At 74.8% G+C, this 16,969-nt stretch carries 13 protein-coding genes; 4 read left to right on the forward strand and 9 right to left on the reverse strand.

What is annotated here, in order from left to right; translation table 11 throughout:
- Positions 1-42 precede the first annotated feature (42 nt).
- Both MXD57_RS23250 and MXD57_RS23255 read right to left on the reverse strand, forming a co-directional pair.
- Positions 43-966, reverse strand: coding sequence for a sirohydrochlorin chelatase (locus MXD57_RS23250; RefSeq protein WP_250403701.1), 924 nt, complete (start codon positions 964-966; stop codon positions 43-45).
- Positions 967-1,117: 151 nt separating this feature from the next.
- Entirely contained in the window at positions 1,118-2,083 is a 966-nt protein-coding gene (locus tag MXD57_RS23255; RefSeq protein ID WP_250403702.1) for an N-acetylglucosamine kinase, read from the reverse strand.
- 200 nt (positions 2,084-2,283) lie between these two features.
- On the opposite strand from MXD57_RS23255, the gene MXD57_RS23260 reads away from it, so the two are divergent.
- The gene (locus tag MXD57_RS23260; RefSeq protein WP_250403703.1) at positions 2,284-2,961 is read left to right on the forward strand and encodes a uracil-DNA glycosylase; all 678 of its coding nucleotides are present in this window, start codon (positions 2,284-2,286) and stop codon (positions 2,959-2,961) included.
- A 102-nt stretch (positions 2,962-3,063) separates the two neighbouring features.
- Here MXD57_RS23260 and MXD57_RS23265 read toward each other — a convergent pair whose 3' ends face one another.
- Positions 3,064-4,149, reverse strand: coding sequence for a WD40/YVTN/BNR-like repeat-containing protein (locus MXD57_RS23265; protein ID WP_250403704.1), 1,086 nt, complete (start codon positions 4,147-4,149; stop codon positions 3,064-3,066).
- A gap of 273 nt (positions 4,150-4,422) precedes the next feature.
- On the opposite strand from MXD57_RS23265, the gene MXD57_RS23270 reads away from it, so the two are divergent.
- Positions 4,423-5,010, forward strand: a complete 588-nt coding sequence (locus MXD57_RS23270) for an Rv1733c family protein (protein WP_250403705.1) — start codon at positions 4,423-4,425, stop codon at positions 5,008-5,010.
- Positions 5,011-5,188: 178 nt separating this feature from the next.
- On the opposite strand, the gene MXD57_RS23275 is transcribed toward MXD57_RS23270, so the two are convergent.
- The gene (locus MXD57_RS23275; RefSeq protein ID WP_250403706.1) at positions 5,189-7,195 is read right to left on the reverse strand and encodes a HEAT repeat domain-containing protein; all 2,007 of its coding nucleotides are present in this window, start codon (positions 7,193-7,195) and stop codon (positions 5,189-5,191) included.
- Between the two features lie 147 nt (positions 7,196-7,342).
- Positions 7,343-9,004: a DNA alkylation response protein gene (locus MXD57_RS23280; protein ID WP_250403707.1), complete on the reverse strand. Its 1,662-nt coding sequence runs from the start codon at positions 9,002-9,004 to the stop codon at positions 7,343-7,345.
- Positions 9,005-9,074: 70 nt separating this feature from the next.
- Here MXD57_RS23280 and MXD57_RS23285 point away from each other — a divergent pair, with 70 nt between their 5' ends.
- Positions 9,075-9,833 (forward strand): PaaX family transcriptional regulator C-terminal domain-containing protein, encoded by a 759-nt coding sequence (locus MXD57_RS23285; RefSeq protein WP_250403708.1) that lies wholly within the window; start codon positions 9,075-9,077, stop codon positions 9,831-9,833.
- A gap of 442 nt (positions 9,834-10,275) precedes the next feature.
- Here the strand turns inward: MXD57_RS23285 and MXD57_RS23290 are convergent, their stop codons facing one another.
- Positions 10,276-10,938, reverse strand: a complete 663-nt coding sequence (locus MXD57_RS23290; RefSeq protein ID WP_250403709.1) for a response regulator — start codon at positions 10,936-10,938, stop codon at positions 10,276-10,278.
- Positions 10,913-12,085 carry a sensor histidine kinase gene (locus MXD57_RS23295; protein ID WP_250403710.1) on the reverse strand — a complete coding sequence of 391 codons (1,173 nt, stop codon included), beginning with the start codon at positions 12,083-12,085 and terminating at the stop codon, positions 10,913-10,915. Before MXD57_RS23295 ends, MXD57_RS23290 begins: the two co-directional genes overlap by 26 nt.
- A gap of 175 nt (positions 12,086-12,260) precedes the next feature.
- On the opposite strand from MXD57_RS23295, the gene MXD57_RS23300 reads away from it, so the two are divergent.
- The gene (locus MXD57_RS23300) at positions 12,261-14,540 is read left to right on the forward strand and encodes an MMPL family transporter (protein ID WP_250403711.1); all 2,280 of its coding nucleotides are present in this window, start codon (positions 12,261-12,263) and stop codon (positions 14,538-14,540) included.
- 207 nt (positions 14,541-14,747) lie between these two features.
- On the opposite strand, the gene MXD57_RS23305 is transcribed toward MXD57_RS23300, so the two are convergent.
- Both MXD57_RS23305 and MXD57_RS23310 read right to left on the reverse strand, forming a co-directional pair.
- Positions 14,748-16,088, reverse strand: a complete 1,341-nt coding sequence (locus MXD57_RS23305; RefSeq protein WP_250403712.1) for an FAD-dependent oxidoreductase — start codon at positions 16,086-16,088, stop codon at positions 14,748-14,750.
- 175 nt (positions 16,089-16,263) lie between these two features.
- Entirely contained in the window at positions 16,264-16,956 is a 693-nt protein-coding gene (locus tag MXD57_RS23310) for a TetR/AcrR family transcriptional regulator (protein WP_250403713.1), read from the reverse strand.
- Between the last annotated feature and the right edge of the window lie 13 nt (positions 16,957-16,969).

Genomic DNA, 16,969 nt, shown 5'->3' on the forward strand with positions numbered 1-16,969 from the left:
TCGCCGGGGCGGGCCCTTCGGCCGTACGGGTGCGCCGTCGCGTCAGCGGACCGGCGTGCCCTGCTGCTGCGGGGTGGTGATACCGAGCGCGGACGTGTACTTGGCGAGAGCGAGCTTGCCGATCGCCGGGTAGGCGCCCAGTGCCTCGGCGGTGGCGCAGCCGGCCTCCTCGGCGGCCGCGGCGAGCAGCGCGGAATCGATCTCGGGGCCGATCAGATACGGCGCGAGGGCGAGCTGCTGCGAGCCCGAGGAGCGGAGCTGCTCGGCGACCGAGGTGATGGCACCCTCCTGGTCGAGCGCCGCCGCCATGACCGGGACGGCCAGGCGCGCCGCGAGCAGCATGCCGGTGATGCCGGCCGCCTGCACGGCCTCCTCGCCGCCCACCGAGGCCAGGATGATGCCGTCCGCGGCCGTGGCCACGGTGAACAGCCGGGCGCGGTCGGCGCGGGCCAGGCCCGCCTCGGACAGGCGCACGTGCAGCGCCTCGGCGAGCAGCGGGTGCGGGCCGAGGACGTCGGTCAGCTCGGCGGAGACCCGGCTGTCCATCACGGCCTGGCGGACCTGGCGCAGCAGCGCGCCGTCCGGACCGGCCAGCAGCGGGACGACGACGGCGACCGGGCCGTCGGGCTCCTCGACCTCGGCACCGGCGGCGCGGGCCTGCTCGAATCGTGCGGTCCGCTCCTCCGCGGCGCCGGACAGAACCGAGCTCAGGCTCGGGAACTCGGCTTCGCCCCCGTCCAGGTAACCGATGCGGGCGTCCAGGCCGGGCAGCTCGGAGCGGGCGATGCTCACGACCTCCTCGGCGAGGCTGCGCGAGGCGGTGCCGGGGACGCCGGGCACCGCGAGGACGAGCGCGGGCGCGCCCTCGGGAGCCACCAGCGGTTCCGGTCGGCGGTGCCTTCCGGGCTGGCGGGGTCGCGGCATTCGTACTGGCAGGCCGGACGCGGGCCCAGTGGGGGAACTCATGGCGCCGCATGTTACTGGCTCTTTGGGTTCCCCTGTTCGGGGAGGGTGCAGGTGAGCGGTATCCGTCCGCTTTTGTCTGATGAGTTACGTCCGTTTGGCATGTGTTTCGGGCGGATGCCGGGACGGGCGGAACACAAAGCGGGTGATTCCCCTATGTGTGGACGACATGAAGCATGGTCGCCTCACCCGGAAGGGCGGGCCGGCCGGCCGCCAGCAGGCCCGCGATCCGCACGCAGCCGTGCAGCGGGTCGCCCTCGGCCGGAACCAGCCGGGCCCGCGGCAGCCGGTCGGCCAACTCCTCCCGCACCGGTACGAGAAGGGGATCGCCCAGGTGGAACAGACCGCCCGTGAGGGCCACGTCGGCCGCGCCGGAGGCCGGGCAGACGGCCGCGGCGGACTCCGCCGTGGCGCGGGCCGCCGCGCGCAGGATGCCGGCGGCCACCGGGTCGTGCGCGGCGCAGGCGGCCACGCGCGGCGCGAACGAGGCGAGCAGCGCCGGGCGGTCGGAGCGCGGGTAGAGCAGTCCGGGCAGGCCGGGCAGCGGACCGAACTGCTCCTCGGCGCCGGCCCGCAGCGGCGCGGATCCGCCGTCGCGGCCGTCATGGGCGCGCAGCGCCGCCTCCAGACCGGCCCGCCCGATCCAGGCCCCGCCGCCGCAGTCGCCCAGCAGATGTCCCCAGCCGTCCGCCCGGTGCCAGCGGCGCAGGTCGGTGCCGATCGCGATCAGGCCGGTGCCCCCCGCGACCACCACGCCCGGCCGCGCACCCAGGGCGCCCACGTAGGCCGTCACGGCGTCGGCGGCGAGCGCCACGGACCGCACACCCAGCTCGCGGGCGAGCAGGCCCGGCAGATCGGAGCGCAGGGCCTCGCCCAGGGTGGCGAACCCGGCGGCGCCGACGACGGCCGTGCTCAGCTCGCCGATCCCGGCCCGCGCGGTCAGTTCCCGGGCCAGTGGGAGGAGTTGCGCCATGAGGTGCGCGGGGTCGATGCCCCGCGCACCGGTACGCACCGGCTCCCGCGACTCGCCCGCGGCCGACGGCGGCAGCCCCGCCACTCCCACGGCGGCCCTGAGACCGGAGCCACCGGAGTCGACGGCCAGGAAACCGGCGGCGGTCACGGCCGGCGCCGGTCCACCGGCTGTCCGCCCCGCTCGATCACTGGACGCAACGGGCCTCTCCTTCCGGTGACCGGCCGCGTGACCCGCCCCGCCGGTTCGAGGATCTCGACGAGGGGAAGCGTAGCGCCAGGAGCGGCGGCCGCGCGTGCGGGGTTCGGCGTTGTGCCGGGGCGTGGCGCGTACCAGTAGAGTGACGCGCCGTGGCACCACGACCCTTGCACGAACTTGTCGAAGCAGGCTGGGCGAAGGCTCTTGAACCTGCGGCCGAACGCATCGCCGGCATGGGGGACTTCCTCCGGGCCGAGATAGCGGCCGGCCGGACCTATCTTCCCTCCGGGGCAAATGTCCTGCGAGCCTTCCAGCAGCCCTTCGACGACGTCCGCGTCCTGATCGTGGGGCAGGACCCCTACCCCACACCGGGTATGGCGATCGGGTTGAGCTTCGCGGTCTCGCCCGAGGTGCGTTCGTTGCCGGGGAGCCTGGAGAACATCTTCCGGGAGATGCACTCCGACCTGGGGCTGCCCAGGCCGTCCAACGGCGATCTGACGCCGTGGACGCAGCAGGGCGTGCTGCTGCTCAACAGGGCGCTGACCACCGCCCCGCGCAAGCCCGGTGCCCATCGGGGCAAGGGCTGGGAGGAGGTCACCGAACAGGCGATCCGGGCCCTGGCGGGTCGTGGCAAGCCCCTGGTGTCGATCCTGTGGGGCCGGGACGCGCGCAATCTGCGTCCGCTGCTGGGGGATCTGCCGGCGATCGAGTCGGCACACCCTTCTCCGATGTCGGCCGACCGCGGGTTCTTCGGTTCGCGGCCGTTCAGCCGAGCGAACGAACTGCTGGTGGGACAGGGGGTTCAGCCGGTGGACTGGCGCCTTCCGTAGCGCGACCGGTCGGTGGGCGGGCGGCGACCGGGTCCGGCGGGGGGCACCACCCCGCCGGAGCGACCGCCGGCCGTCCTCACCCTTCCTGTGGAGTGGCCCGGGTCAGCCGATCACGGCGGCGCGTACGCACAGCACGTCCGGCAGGTGGGAGGCCAGTTGCCGCCAGGTGTCGCCGTCGTCGGCCGAGGCGAACACCTCGCCGTTGCGGTTGCCGAAATAGATTCCGGCCGGATCGGCGTCGTCCGTGCAGAGCGCGTCCCGCAGCACGGTCCCGTAGTGGTCGTCGGACGGCAGTCCCTTCGACAGCGGCTCCCAGCTTCCGCCGGCGTCGGTGGTACGGAACACCCGGCAGCGCCGCTCGGCGGGCACTCGGTCGGCGTCGGCGTTGATCGGGAAGACGTACGCCGTCCCGCCCCGGTGCGGATGCGCGGCCACCGCGAAGCCGAACGTCGACGGCAGTCCGGCGCCGATGTCGGTCCACTTCCCGCCCGCGTCGTCGCTGCGGTACACGCCCCAGTGGTTCTGCAGGTACAGCCGGTCCGGGTCGGCCGCGTCGCGCGCGACCTTGTGCACGCACTGGCCGAACTCCGGGTCGGGATCCGGCAGGAACACCGCGGAGACCCCCGAGTTGGACGGCGCCCAGCTCGCCCCGCCGTCCCGGGTGCGGAACACCCCGGCGGTGGACACGGCCACGGTCACCGCCCGCGGATCGCGTGCGTCGGTGAGCACGGTGTGCAGACCCTCGCCGCCACCGCCCGGCACCCAGCGGGAACGGGTCGGGTGCTCCCACAGCGGGCGCACCAGCTCGAAGCTCTCCCCGCCGTCCTCCGAGCGGTACAGCGCGGCCGGTTCCGTCCCCGCGTACACCACCCCGGGCTCCGCGGCGGCCGGGTGGAGCTGCCAGACCCGCTCCAGTGAGGCGCCGGTGTCCTGGGGGAACTTGACGGCGGGCCGGGCCGGTTCGGTCCAGGTGCGGCCCAGGTCGTCGGAGTGGAACACCGACGGCCCCCAGTGCGCGCTGTCGCCGCCCGCCAGCAGCCGGGGCCGGTCTCCCCGGGTGTCGATGGCGACCGAGTAGACCGCCTGCGCGTTGAAGTAGGGAGTGTCGTCGAACTCCCAGCCGCCACCTCGCCTCCGCCCGATGAACAGGCCCTTTCGGGTACCCACGGCGAGCAGGACCTCGGTCATGCCGGTCACCTCCGGGACATCGTCGTCCAGGTAGTCGTCAGATACCGGCCAGTCTGCACCCCACCACTGACAGTCACCCCTGCAAGTCGCGTCACCGCAGGTCACGGCGGTGAGGCCGGCCTCTGTCGCCGAAGGGTGCCGATGCTTTGCGCCATGCGCCTGCGCGGAAGGGGGCTCTCGTGCGACCGTCGGGGAGACGGTTCGTCGTGAGCAACGGGGCGGCCGCACCCGTATGGGAGTGCGGTCCGGCCTGTCGGTGCGCTCGTGAGGAGGATGCCTTTGAAGGCGTTCCGTGGTCCCAAGGTGTGGCTGTGGCGCTGGCGGCGCAATCCGCTGCGGCGCCGGGTCGACGTGCTGGAGGCCTGGGTGGTGCTCGCCGCCTGGCTGCTGACCCTCCTGACGGGGGTGGCGGCCGGTCTCGCCGCCGCCAGGTCCGTGGAGCACGGACTGGCCCGGGAGCGCGCCGCCTGGCGGCCCGCCGTGGCCCGGGCCGTCGCGCGGGCCCCCGGGCGATCCGCCGCCGAGTCCTCCGGCGGCGAGCGGGTCTGGGCACAGGTGCGCTGGACCGCCGCCGACGGCTCGGCGCACACCGGCCAGGCCCGGGTCGCGCCGGGCAGCCCGGCGGGCAGCCCGGTCACCGTGTGGACCGACCCGCACGGTCGCCTCGTCAGCCGCCCCGCCACCGCGTCGGAGGCCACCTTCCGCGCCGTTCTGATGGGCGGCCTGGTCGGTCTGAGCGCCGCCGCCGTCCCCTTCGCCGGCGGGCTGGCCCTCCGCGGCCGGCTGGAACGCCGCCGCATGGACGACTGGGACGCGGAATGGGCCCGGCTGGGGCCGCAGTGGGGCCGAATGACGTGGTGAAGCACCGGGTCGCGCGGGGACCGGGCCAGGAGCGTCCGCGCGGCGCGTGGAGCACGCCCCGGCCCCGCCTGCGGGTTCCCGGCGTCCCGCGGGCCGCGGTGGCTCACGGGGTTCCCGGGCGTTTCACCGGCGGCGGTGCCTCACCGGCCGTCGGGCTCCCCTGCGGTCCGCCCGGGACTCACGACGACGCGGCCGGACCGGCCGGCACCTCCTGGCAGGTCCTGAGTGTCCTGAGCAGCGCCTCGTCCTCAGGGATCGCATGGCCGCCCTGTCCTCCCGCGCGCGCCGTGTGCCGCCGCGGGGCGGCCAGCTCCGCGTTCACGAGGTCCCGCAGCGCCGCGCCCGCCGGGCCCATCGCGGCGAGGCACCGCGCGATCGGGCCCCGGGTGCCGGGACTGTCCGACCACGCGGCCCGGAACACCGGCAGTACCGGTTCCGGGTCCCCGCCGACGTGCCACAGCGCGCACGCGGCGAGGGTCCGCTGCCCGGCCTGGCCCGACGCCGCCGCCCGGCGGAGCTCCGGGAGGGCCGCGCGGGCCGCCGGGCCCATCCTGGCCAACTGCCGCGCGGCCAGGCGACGGGCGCCCGGCTCGCCCTGCGCCAGCTCCCGTACCAGCACCGGAAGCACGGCGGGGGCGTCGCCGTCGGCCGACCAGAGGGCGCCCGCCGCCGCGGCCGCGTGCCGGGTGTGCAGCAGTGTGCGCAGGACCGGTGCCGCCCGGCCCGCGGCGCCGAGGGCGTCCAGGGCCCCGGCGGCCTGGCCGGCGACCCTGTCCCGCGCCCCGAGTCCGCCCGGGGCACCGGTGAGCAGCCGCAGCACCTCCGGCACCGCGTCCACGTCCCCGATGGCCGTGAGCGCCGTCAGCAGGTGCGCCGCCCGCGCGTCCGCGGCCGGCGAGTCCAGCGGAATCCGCCCCAGCCGGTGCCGCAGCGTGGCGGCCAGGGGAGCGGCGGCCGGGCCCAGGTGCGCGATCTCGTCCCCCAGGCCGCCGGGCACCACCGGGCCGGCCAGCACCTGGGCCAGTACCGGGACGGCCCGCCGGTCGCCGCTGCGGGCAAGGGCCTTGAGGGCGCCGCCCACGGTGGGTGAGCCGCGCTCCCAGCGATGGGTCCACAGATCGGGCCGGGAGATCACCAGAGCGTGCAGGTCGTCCGCAGCGGGAGCGGCCAGGCCGAACAGCTCCGAAAGGACGGAGACCGCCGCTTCCCGCAACCACTCCTCCTCCGTGCCCAGTTGACTGCCCACCAGGGCCACCGGCCCGGCGAAGCCGGCCCGCCAGCCGCGGAACAGCACCGCCGCCATCCATACGGCATTGCCCCGGTCGACCGGGTCGGGACTGGTCAACTGCCCCGTCAGCAGGGTGATCCGGTCACCGGTCCGGTCGCCGAGCGCGGTGTGCAGCGTGCGCAGCAGACGGGCGCCCTCCTCGTCCGAGGGGCGCAGCCGCCGTAATCGGCCCACCAGCGTGTCGCCCGCGTCGCGCTCCGGGACGCGGTCCGGGAGGCGGGCGCGACGGGCGGACCGCTCCCGCAGCAGCCGGACGGCCGTCGGTACCAGGTCGGCGGGGAGTTCCCCGGGGACACCGAGCGCGAGCTGACCGAGGGCCGCGAGCCGCAGCCCGGGGTCGTGCGGCGGGGCGCTCTGCGCGGCCAGCAGGTCCACCGCGGCGGCCGGGGCCGGATAGCGGCGCACGAACACACCGACGGCCTCGGTGAGGGCGAGCAGCACCCGGCCGTCCCGCTCGACCGGGATCCGCTGCCGCAGGAGGCCCAGCACACGCGCCGGATCGTCCACGAACCGGACGACCGCGCCGGCCGCCGCCCGCCGGACCCCCGGGTCCGGGTCCCCGAGCAGTGACACGAACACCTCGCCGTCCGCGCGGACCGCCTCGCGCGCGTGGGCGTCCCCGCTCTCCGCCCCGATGCTGACCAGCAGTTCCACGATGCAGCCCCGCTCCGGCACCGCCTCGCGGGCAGCGAGCGAGAACAGGAAGGGAACGCAGGCGAGGGTCGAGTCGTACACGTTCCCCTCGTGGTGCACCGTGCCGTACATGCCGTCCAGCGCGGTCTGCCGTTCGGCCGCGTCCGCGGACGCCAGTCCGCGCAGCCATCCGGGCACGTCCCGGGCGCTGCCGTACGCGTGCCGCAGCGACGCCCAGTCGACCTCGTCGATCCCGGTGAACACGATCCCCTCCCCCAGACGAGTGGCACCTGATCGCGAGTCTGCACCACGGCACCGACAACGAAGCGCGAGCGTGCGCTGACTGTGTGCGAATCGTCGGCTGTCACCGGCCACGGCGCGTCGGGCCGCCACCCCCTGTCCGGGAGGGTGTCAGCCCGCGTCGGGCAGCGCCCGCTCCAGGATCGCGTCCAGGCCGGTCCCGGCGGGCAGCGTGCCGAACGAGTGCCCCCAGTCGCCGCCCAGCCGGGTCGCGCAGAAGGCGTCCGCCACGGGGTGCGGGGCGTGCCGGACCAGCAGCGACGCCTGCAGCGCGAGCGCCATCCGCTCGACCAGCCGCCGGGCGCCCACCTGGTCGGTTTCGGCCAACTGCGCCCGGAGCCCGGCCACGGCGGCGTCGAGCCGGGCGTCGGCCCCGCGCGCCAGGGCGAGTTCGCCGAACAGGGCCTCGGCGGTGTCCGGTTCCCGTCCCAGGGCGCGCAGCACGTCGAGCGCGTTGACGTTGCCCGAGCCCTCCCAGATGGACAGCAGCGGGGCCTCCCGGTAGTGCCGGGGCATCCCGGACTCCTCGACGTACCCGTTTCCGCCCAGGCATTCCAGGGCTTCGGCGGTGAACGCCGGGCCCCGCTTGGTGACCCAGTACTTGCCCACGGCGGTGGCGATGCGCCGGAAGGCCCGCTCTCCGGCGTCCCCGCGCACCGCGCGGTCCGCGGCGCCGGCCAGCCGCAGGGTGAGCGTGGTCGCCGCCTCCGACTCCAGCGCGAGGTCGGCGAGCACGTTGCGCATCAGCGGCTGGTCGATCAGCCGGGCGCCGAACGCGCTGCGGTGGCGCGCGTGGTGGCCCGCCTCGACCAGCGTCCTGCGCATCAGGGTCGCCGAGGACATCACGCAGTCCAGCCGGGTGCAGTTGACCATCTCGATGATCGTCTTCACACCCCGGCCCTCGGGTCCGACCAGCCAGGCGACCGTCCGGTCGAACTCCGGTTCGGAGGACGCGTTGGACCGGTTGCCGAGCTTGTCCTTGAGCCGCTGGATGCGGAAGGTGTTCCGGCTGCCGTCGGGCAGTACGCGCGGCACCAGGAAGCACGACAGGCCGCCGGGAGCCTGCGCGAGCACCAGGAAGACGTCGCACATGGGCGCCGAGGTGAACCACTTGTGCCCGCGCAGCGTGTAGACGCCCGCCTCCCCGGTGGGCGTCGCGACGGTGGTGTTGGTGCGGACGTCGGATCCGCCCTGCTTCTCGGTCATGCCCATCCCGGCGAGCAGCCCGGGTTTGTCGGCCGGGACACGGAGTCCGGGCTCGTACGCGCGGCTGGTCAGCAGCGGCTCGTAGACCTTGGCGAGGTCGGGCTGGGCGCGCAGCGCGGGCACGGCCGCGTACGTCATCGAGGTCGGGCAGCCGTGTCCGGCCTCCGTGTGCCCCCACACCAGGCCGCCCGCCGTGCGCGCCACGTGGGCGCCCGCGCGGTCGTCCCCCCAGGGGGCGCCGGCCAGGCCCTCGGCGACCGCGGTCCGCATCAGGTGGTGCCAGCTCGGGTGGAAGTCCACCTCGTCGATCCGGTGGCCGTAGCGGTCGTGGGTGCGCAGCACCGGCTCGTGCAGATTGGCGAGCTCGCCCCACTCCTGGGCCTCCACGCCGCCCGCGCGGCGCCCCAGCCGCCGCAGCCCGTCCTCGGCCCAGCCGGCGCCCTCCCGGCGCAGGCCCTCCAGCAGGGCCCGGTCCTCCGAGGCGTCGTACGGGGTCAGGGGCGGGGCCTGGTTGGTGACGTCGTGGGTGGCGTACTGCGACTGCGGCTGCGCGGGTGTCGAGTCCATGAGGTCATGTTGCACTCTCCGTGCGGCTGTAGCAATGATGCAACAAGAAGTCTCCGTACAGTGTGTGCCCATGCGCATGAACGTGTCAGCCGAGCCGGGCGGGGCCGCGTTGCGGCCGCTGTCCGCGCGGTCGGTCGTGCTGAGCCTCCTCCTGGGCGCGCACCCGCCCGAGCTGCCGGTGAAGGACCTGGTCGGGCTGGTGGAACCCTTCGGTGTGGGCGGCTCGACCCTGCGCGCCGCGCTCAGCCGCATGGTGGCGGCGGGCGACCTCCGGCGCACGGACGCCGTCTACCGGCTCAGCGACCGCCTGCTGGCCCGTCAGCGCCGCCAGGACGAGGCGCTGCGCCCCCGCACGCGCGCGTGGCACGGCGACTGGGAGATGCTGGTGATCACGGCGACGGGCCGCGGTCCCGCCGAACGGGCCGAACTGCGCGCCCGCCTGACCGCCCTGCGCCTGGCCGAACTCCGCGAGGGCGTGTGGCTGCGCCCGGCCAACCTCGACCGGCCGCTGCCCGCCGGTCCCATGCGCGTGGCCCTCTCGTACACCGCGCGGCCCGACGGCGACCCGCACGACCTGGCCGCCCGGCTGTGGCCCCTGGGCGAGTGGGCCGCCACCGCGCGCACGCTGCTCGCCCACGCGGCCGCGGCCCGCCGGCCGGCCGACCGCCTCACCGCCTTCGCGGCCGCCGTGCGCCACCTGCTCACCGACCCCGTCCTGCCGGCCGGCCTGCTGCCCGCCGACTGGCCGGGGGAGGCCCTGCGCACCGCCTACGCGGACTACCAGGGAGAACTGTCCGCCTCGCTGGGGCCGCGGGGCCGCCCGCGATAGCTCCAGGTCTCCACCGGGGCGGCCGCCGCCCCGGTGGGACGGCGGCCTCGCGCCGCGCGGGCGGCGCTCACCCGTGGGTGATGTCCGGGGGACGCGTGCGGGAGGGGCGCGTGGCGGCGGGTGCCGTCGGCGCCCGAGCCGTCCGTCGACGGCACCCCGGGTGTACCGCCCACCCGGGCGCCGCCGGAGCCGCCAGGGCGCGTGTCGAGTCGTGATCATCGGGTGGTCCTGGCGAGGTCTTTGAGCCAGATCACCGAGGCGTGCAGGTGGAGACTGGCGCGGTAGCTGTCGGGAGTCTTGTCGTACCGGGTGTCTCACCGTCCCGGTTCCGGCCTCCTGGTACGTCACGCTCTGGGGCGGGTGAGGCACATGGAGCCGACCTGGGCCGACCGGTGCGCTGATGTGCGGGCGGGGACTCATGGGACATGGCCCGGCACCCGGCTCAGGTTCCGGGGAGGATACGGCGCGTTTCGTAGGCCCACATCGCGATCTCGACCCGGTTGCGGGCGCCGAGTTTGGCCATCAGGCTGGCCAGATGCGTCTTCACCGTGCTGAGGCTGATGTGCAGTGCATCGGCGATCTCGGTGTTGGTCAGCCCGCGAGCGACGGCGAGGAGCACCTGCTCCTCGCGGGCGGTGACGGGGGAGACCGGCTGGGCCACGGGCCGGCTGGCGGGCAGGTCCGCGAATGCCTGGAGCAGACGGACGGTGACGCTGGGCGCAATGAGCGCCTCACCACCGGACGCCGACCGTACGGCCTGCGCCAGAAGGTCCGCTCCCGTGTCCTTGAGGAGGAATCCGCGGGCGCCGGCACGCAGCGCGCCGTAGACGTACTCGTCGAGGTCGAACGTGGTGATGACGACCACGGCCAGCGGGTCGGCGACGCCTGGGCCGGCGAGCAGCCGGGTGGCCTCGAGCCCGTCGAGCACGGGCATGCGGATGTCGAACAGGCAGACTTCGGGGCGTAGTTCGCGGGCCAGATGTACCGCTTCCCGCCCGTCGGCGGCCTCGCCGACCACCTCGATGCCGAGCTGGGCGTTCAGCATGATCCGCAACCCGGTGCGGATGATCGTCTGGTCGTCAGCGACGAGGACGCGAATGGACACCGCTCTCGCTCCTCGCTCTCGGCAGTTCGGCTTCGACATGCCAGCCCCGGTCGGTACCCGGGCCGGCTCGTAGTGTGCCGCCGAGCAGAGTCGCGCGCTCGCGCAGTCCGGTAAGTCCGTATCCGTCGCGACCCCGGCCGGTGCGCCGGCCGTTGTCGCGCACGCTCACCCGTACCGAGTGCCGTTCCGCGGCGACCCGAACGACGAGCTCGGTCGCGTCGACCGCATGGCGCAGCGCGTTGGTCACCGACTCCTGCACGATCCGGTAGACGGCCGCGTCCACGGCCGGGGGCAGCGCGTCCAGTTCACCGTCGAGCCCCAAGTCGACCCTGAGGCGACCACCCGGGGTGCGCACCAGGCGCTCGAGATCCGCGACTCCGGCCGGGGGCGCCAGCTCGGCGCCGACCCCGCGGTCGCGCAGCGCTGCGACCATGGCGCGCATTTCCTCCAGCGTGCGCGCCCCTTCCTCCTCGACCCCCTCCAGCGCCTCGACGGCGGCGGACGGGTCGGGGCCCGCGAGCACCCGGCCCGCCTGGGCGATGATCACCATGGCCGACACGTGGTGGGCCACCGTGTCGTGCAGTTCCCGGGCGAGCTGCTCGCGCTCGCGGGAGCGCACCTGCTCCAACTGCCGCTCGCGAGCGGTCACCCGGAACCGCACGGCAGCCCCGACCGCGCCGGGCAGCAGCAGGAAGACGAAGCCCACGACGTTCTCGACGACCGGGGTCCCGTCCGTGACGGAACACAGCGCGCTGGCCGCGAGGACCACCGCGCCGCCCAGCACGATCTCGGGTCCCGATCCCCACCGGGGCAGCGCGTACACCAGCACGAGCACGACCAGGCCGGTGTACAGGCCGACCGGCTCCCGCGGAGCGGCAGCCAGCGAGGCCACCTGGAGCAGGATCATCGCGCCGAACCCCAGCCCGACCACCGCCAGCGGGCGCGTCCGGCGCCACATGGGCAGCACGCACAGCCAGACGGCGAACACCACGGCCACCGGCCGCCACACGACGTCCTCGCGCAGCGTGGCCTCCAGCACCACACCGCCCAGGCCCGAGGCGAGCAGTGCCCAGTCCCGCCACACCCGTCCGGGCGCTCCGGGCGGCCGGGGTTCGGTCCACAGGGTTCGCAGGTCGTCTCGCAGCACGGCTCTCAGCCTAGGGATCGAGCTGTGCCGCGCATCGGCCGAAAGGACGGGACCTCCCTCCGCCCTCGGGCGGACGGATCCGCGGCCTGCGAGCCGATGTCCCGGAGCGCCGCGGCGACGAACCTCGGCATCGGCGGCCGTACGGAGGCGGCCGACGAGCTGGTTGGAGGACCCGATGCTCACGAATGCCCTCTTCCGCCTGGGCGCAGGCGCCGCCCGCCATCCGTGGCGGGTGATCGCGGCGTGGCTGCTCGCCGCCGCGCTTGCGGTCGTCGCCGCGATCGCCTTCGGCGGGCGGACCGCGGACTCGATGACCGCTCCGGGACTGGACTCCCAACGGGCCGCGGAACTGATCGAACGGGCAGGCACCGGCCAGGACGGGATGACCGCCCAAGTGGTCGTCACCCCCCTCGACAGCGGGGCGACGTTCTTCGACCACGGCAGCGCGCGCACCGCTCTCACGCGGCTGCAGACCGAGGTGAAGGGGCTGCCGCACGTGCTCGGCGCGAGCGACCCGGCGGGGGCACTCGACGCAGGCCGGGACACCACCGTGCGCAGCGGCCTGGTCTCGGCCGACGGGCGGATCGCGGTCGTCCGGGTGCAGTACCCCGACCAGAGCCGGCTGTCGACCGAAGACCTCGACGCCCTCGTCGATCTCGGCGACCGGCTGCGCGCCGAGCTGCCCCTGCGCATCGAGATGGGCGGGAACCTCTTCTACGTCTTCTCCGACCCCGACGGCGGCGCAAGCGAGCTGATCGGCCTCCTCGCAGCGGCCGCGATCCTGTTCCTGGCGTTCGGTTCGCTCGTCGCCGCCGCGCTGCCGATCGGCATGGCGGTCTTCGGGCTGACCGTCGGGGTTGCCACGATGACGGTACTGGCGGGGGTGACGGACGTCCCCACCTTCGCCCCTGTCCTGGGCAGCATGGTCGGGCTCGGAGTGGGCATCGACTACGCGCTGTTCGTGCTCGCCAGGCACCGGGAGTACCTCGCGCGCGGGCTCGATCCCCGCGAGGCGGCGGGGCGAGCGGTGGCCACGGCGGGGCGGCCGGTGGTCTTCGCCGGCGGCACCGTCGTCGTATCGATTCTCGGCCTGGCGGTCGCGAACGTGCCGTTCATGACGGTGGGCGGGCTCGCCGTCTCGATCGTCGTTCTGACCATGGTGGTCGCGTCGGTGACGCTGCTGCCGGCCTTCCTCGGCGCCGCCGGCCCACGCCTGGCCCGGGCCGGCCGGATCGGCCGGATCGGCCGGGCTCTGCAGACCAGGAAGCCGGGCCGACTCGGCCGGCGGCGGGACCCGGCGGCGGGCGCCGCCCACGCCGCCGGGTGGCACCGCTGGATCGGGCACGTCAGCCGGCACCCGGTGCCGTACGCGGTCGGCGCGGCGGGGCTGCTGCTGACCGCGACGCTGCCCGTGCTCGGCCTGCGCGTCGGTCTGCCCGACGACGGCTCACTGCCCCACAGTCGTACCGAGCGCCGGGCCTACGACCTCGTCGCCGAGGGGTTCGGCCCGGGCACCAACGGTCCCCTCGTCATCGCCGCGGACCCCGCGGGTGATCCGGGAGTGCTGGACCGACTCGTCGCAACGGTCGCGGCGGATCCGGGCATCGCATCCGTCGCGCCGACGCACATCGATCGGGCCACCGGCATCGCGACCCTCGTGGTGTTCCCGACCACCAGCCCTCAGGACAAGGCCACGGCCGACACCATCGCCCGGCTGCGCACCGACGTGCTGCCCACGGCGATCGGGCACGGCCCGGCCAGGGCCCACGTCGGCGGCGCCGCCGCGAGCCTGTCCGATGTGGGCCAACGCACCAGCCAACGCCTGCCGGTGTTCGTCGCCGCCGTGCTGGTGATGTCGTTCCTGCTGCTGATGCTGGTCTTCCGCTCGATACTCGTACCGCTCAAGGCGGTACTGCTGAATCTGCTGAGCATCGGCGCGGCCTACGGCATCATGGTCGCGGTCTTCCAGTGGGGCTGGGGAGGCGCGCTCATCGGGCTGGAAGCGACGGTTCCGATCGTGTCGTTCATCCCGATGTTCCTCTTCGCCATCCTGTTCGGCCTGTCGATGGACTACGAGGTGTTCCTCCTCTCCCGCGTACGCGAGGAGTACCTGCGCACCGGCGACAACGACACGGCGATCGTGCGGGGCGTCTCGGGCACCGCCCGGATCATCACCTCGGCCGCCCTCATCATGGTGGCGGTCTTCCTGTCCTTCGCCGTCGCCGAGGACCCCTCCACCAAGATGTTCGGGCTCGGCCTGGCCACCGCGATCTTCATCGACGCCACGGTCGTACGCATGGTGCTGGTACCGGCGACCATGACACTCCTCGGCCGGACCAACTGGTGGCTGCCGAAGTGGCTGGACTGGATGCTTCCCCGCGGCCCGGTCGGCACCGACGACGCCGACGCGGAATCCACGGGTGAGGCCCCGCGTCCACGGCTGGTTGACCGCTGACTCCACTCCTGCCCGCCCTCGGCGTCCGGCACCTCACCACTAGCCAGTGCTGCGACCGGAAAGGTTCACCGGCTCGCGACGCCCGGCACGGCACCTCGCCGCGTTGTCGCATCATCCGAGTACGTCCGGTACGCGGACGATGCTCCGCCTTGCGATGCACCGCACCGGACGCCGCGAGCCTTCCGGCAAACCCTTCCGGTCACAGCACTAGGCGATGCGGGCCGCCGTCAGCAGGGCGTCCCAGTCGGCCAGTTTGACCACACCCCGCCCCAGTCGCGCGCCCAGCTCCGCCTCGGCGCGCTCGATGGCCAGCCAGCCCGCCCACGGCACCGGCTCGACCCCGGCCGCCCGCAGCGCCGGGAGCGGGTCGTCCGGCCCGCGGCCGCGGGCCAGTGCGGGCGCGTCGGTGAGCAGCGAGGCGACGGTCTCCTTGGCGCACGGCCGGTTGGTGCCGATGACCCCCGTCGGACCGCGTTTGATCCATCCGGCGACGTACTCGCCCGGTGAGGTCGTGCCCTCGCGCAGCACGCGGCCCTGCCGGTGCGGCACGGTGCCGCTCGCCGCGTCGAAGGGCAGCCCGTCCAGCGGCACTCCGCGGTAGCCGACCGACCGCAGCACCAACTGGGCCGGCACGGTCTCGAACCGGCCGGTGCCCGCCACGCCCCCCTGACCGTCCGGTGCGGTCCGTTCGAAGCGCACCGCACCCACCCGGCCGTCCCGCGCGAGCAGTTCCACCGGCCGCAGGAAGAAGCGCAGCCGGATCCGGCGGCCGGCGCCGCCGGGCCGGTCCGTCACCCACCCGCGCAGTGTCTCCACGTTGCGGCGCCGGACGGCCGGCAGCGCCGCCGGGTCGGCGCACCCGGGGTCCCGTGCCAGCTCGTCCGCGTCCACCGACACCTCGGTGCCGGGCAGGCCGCCCAGTTCGCGCAGCTCCTTGGTGGTGAAACGAGCCTGCGAGGGGCCGCGCCGGCCGACCATGTGGACCTCAGCGACCCCGCTCGCCGCCAGCGCGTCCAGCGCGGCCTGGGGCATGTCCGTCGGACGCAGCTCGACGGGGCCCCGCGCCAGCATCCGCGTGACGTCCACGGCCACGTTGCCCACTCCGATGACCACCGCCGAGCGCACGCCGCGCACGAACCCGGCGTCGGCCGCGTCCGGATGGGCGCTGTACCAGGACACGAACTCGGTCGCCGACCAGCTCCCCGGCAGTTCCTCGCCGGGGATGCCCAGCCGGCGGTCGGCGGCGGCGCCCACGCAGTACACGACCGCGTCGTACAGCTCCCGAAGCCGCGCCACGGGCAGCCCGCCCGGCCCGCCCACCCGGACCCCGCCGAGGAAGCGCACCCGGTCGTGCTCCAGCACCGCGCGCAGGCTGCCCTGCAGGGACTTGATCTTCTCGTGGTCCGGGGCGACGCCGTACCGCACCAGGCCGTAGGGGCACGGCAGCCGGTCCAGCACGTCCACGCGGACCTCGGGATCGAGCTGGACCAGGTTCTGGGCGGTGTAGCACCCGCTCGGCCCGGAACCTACGACGGCGACACGCAGCACGGCGTTACTCCTTGCCCCGAAGAAGGAGAGTGTGCGGACGGCTCCAGCATGGCACCGCCCGGTCCCGGGCGGCAGGGGCCGCGAGGGTGACCCGCACGTGGCCCGCGTACGGCCGCAGCCGCCCGCGGGGCGCCCTGCCGGGACCGGGCCCGGGGCGCCCCGCCCCCGGTGCCGCCTACTCGGCCGGCTTCCCGGGCGCCGTCCGCTCGGCCCGCTCCCCGGTCGCGAAGAAGCGCGACAGGTCCCGGCCCCGGGCCGCCGCGGGGTCCGTGTCGCTGCCCGGCGGTGTGCCCAGCTCCCAGTCGAGCCGGTACCGCTCGAACAGCTCGGCCCGCAGCGCCGGGACCGGCATCGGCGCCCCGGGCATCAGGGCCGCGAAGACCGCGCCCATCAGGGTGGCCCGCAGCATCGGGTAGTCGGCCGTCACGTCGGCCGAGCCGTACCGCGCGACCGTGTCGCTCAGCAGCTCGGACAGCCGCCGCTGCTCCGGGCACTGCACGAAGCCCTCGGCCTGCAGCAGTCCGGCCATGTGCTGGCGCATGAGCACCGGTCGGTCGTGGGCGAGGCCCAGGATCGCGTCGACGGCCCGGGCGAGACGCTCACGGCCGTCCTCGGTCCGCGGCTCCCGTTCCAGCGCCTCCTCCAGCGTGCGGTGCATCAGCCGGTGCACGGCCGACTGGACGAGCTGGCGTTTGCCGGGGAAGTAGTACGACACCAGGCCGCGCGCCGAACCCGCCCGGTCCGCGATGTCGGTCAGCGTGGTGGCCTCGAAGCCGTGCTCGTCCACCAGTTCGACGGCGGCCTGCAGCAGTCGCTCCCGGGAGCGCCGCCGCAACTCTTCATTGACCGAGGCGCTTCGCGGGGACATCCTGTAACTCCTG

This window comes from Streptomyces cellostaticus, from assembly GCF_023630175.1.
Taxonomy (GTDB): Bacteria; Actinomycetota; Actinomycetes; order Streptomycetales; family Streptomycetaceae; genus Streptomyces; species Streptomyces cellostaticus_A.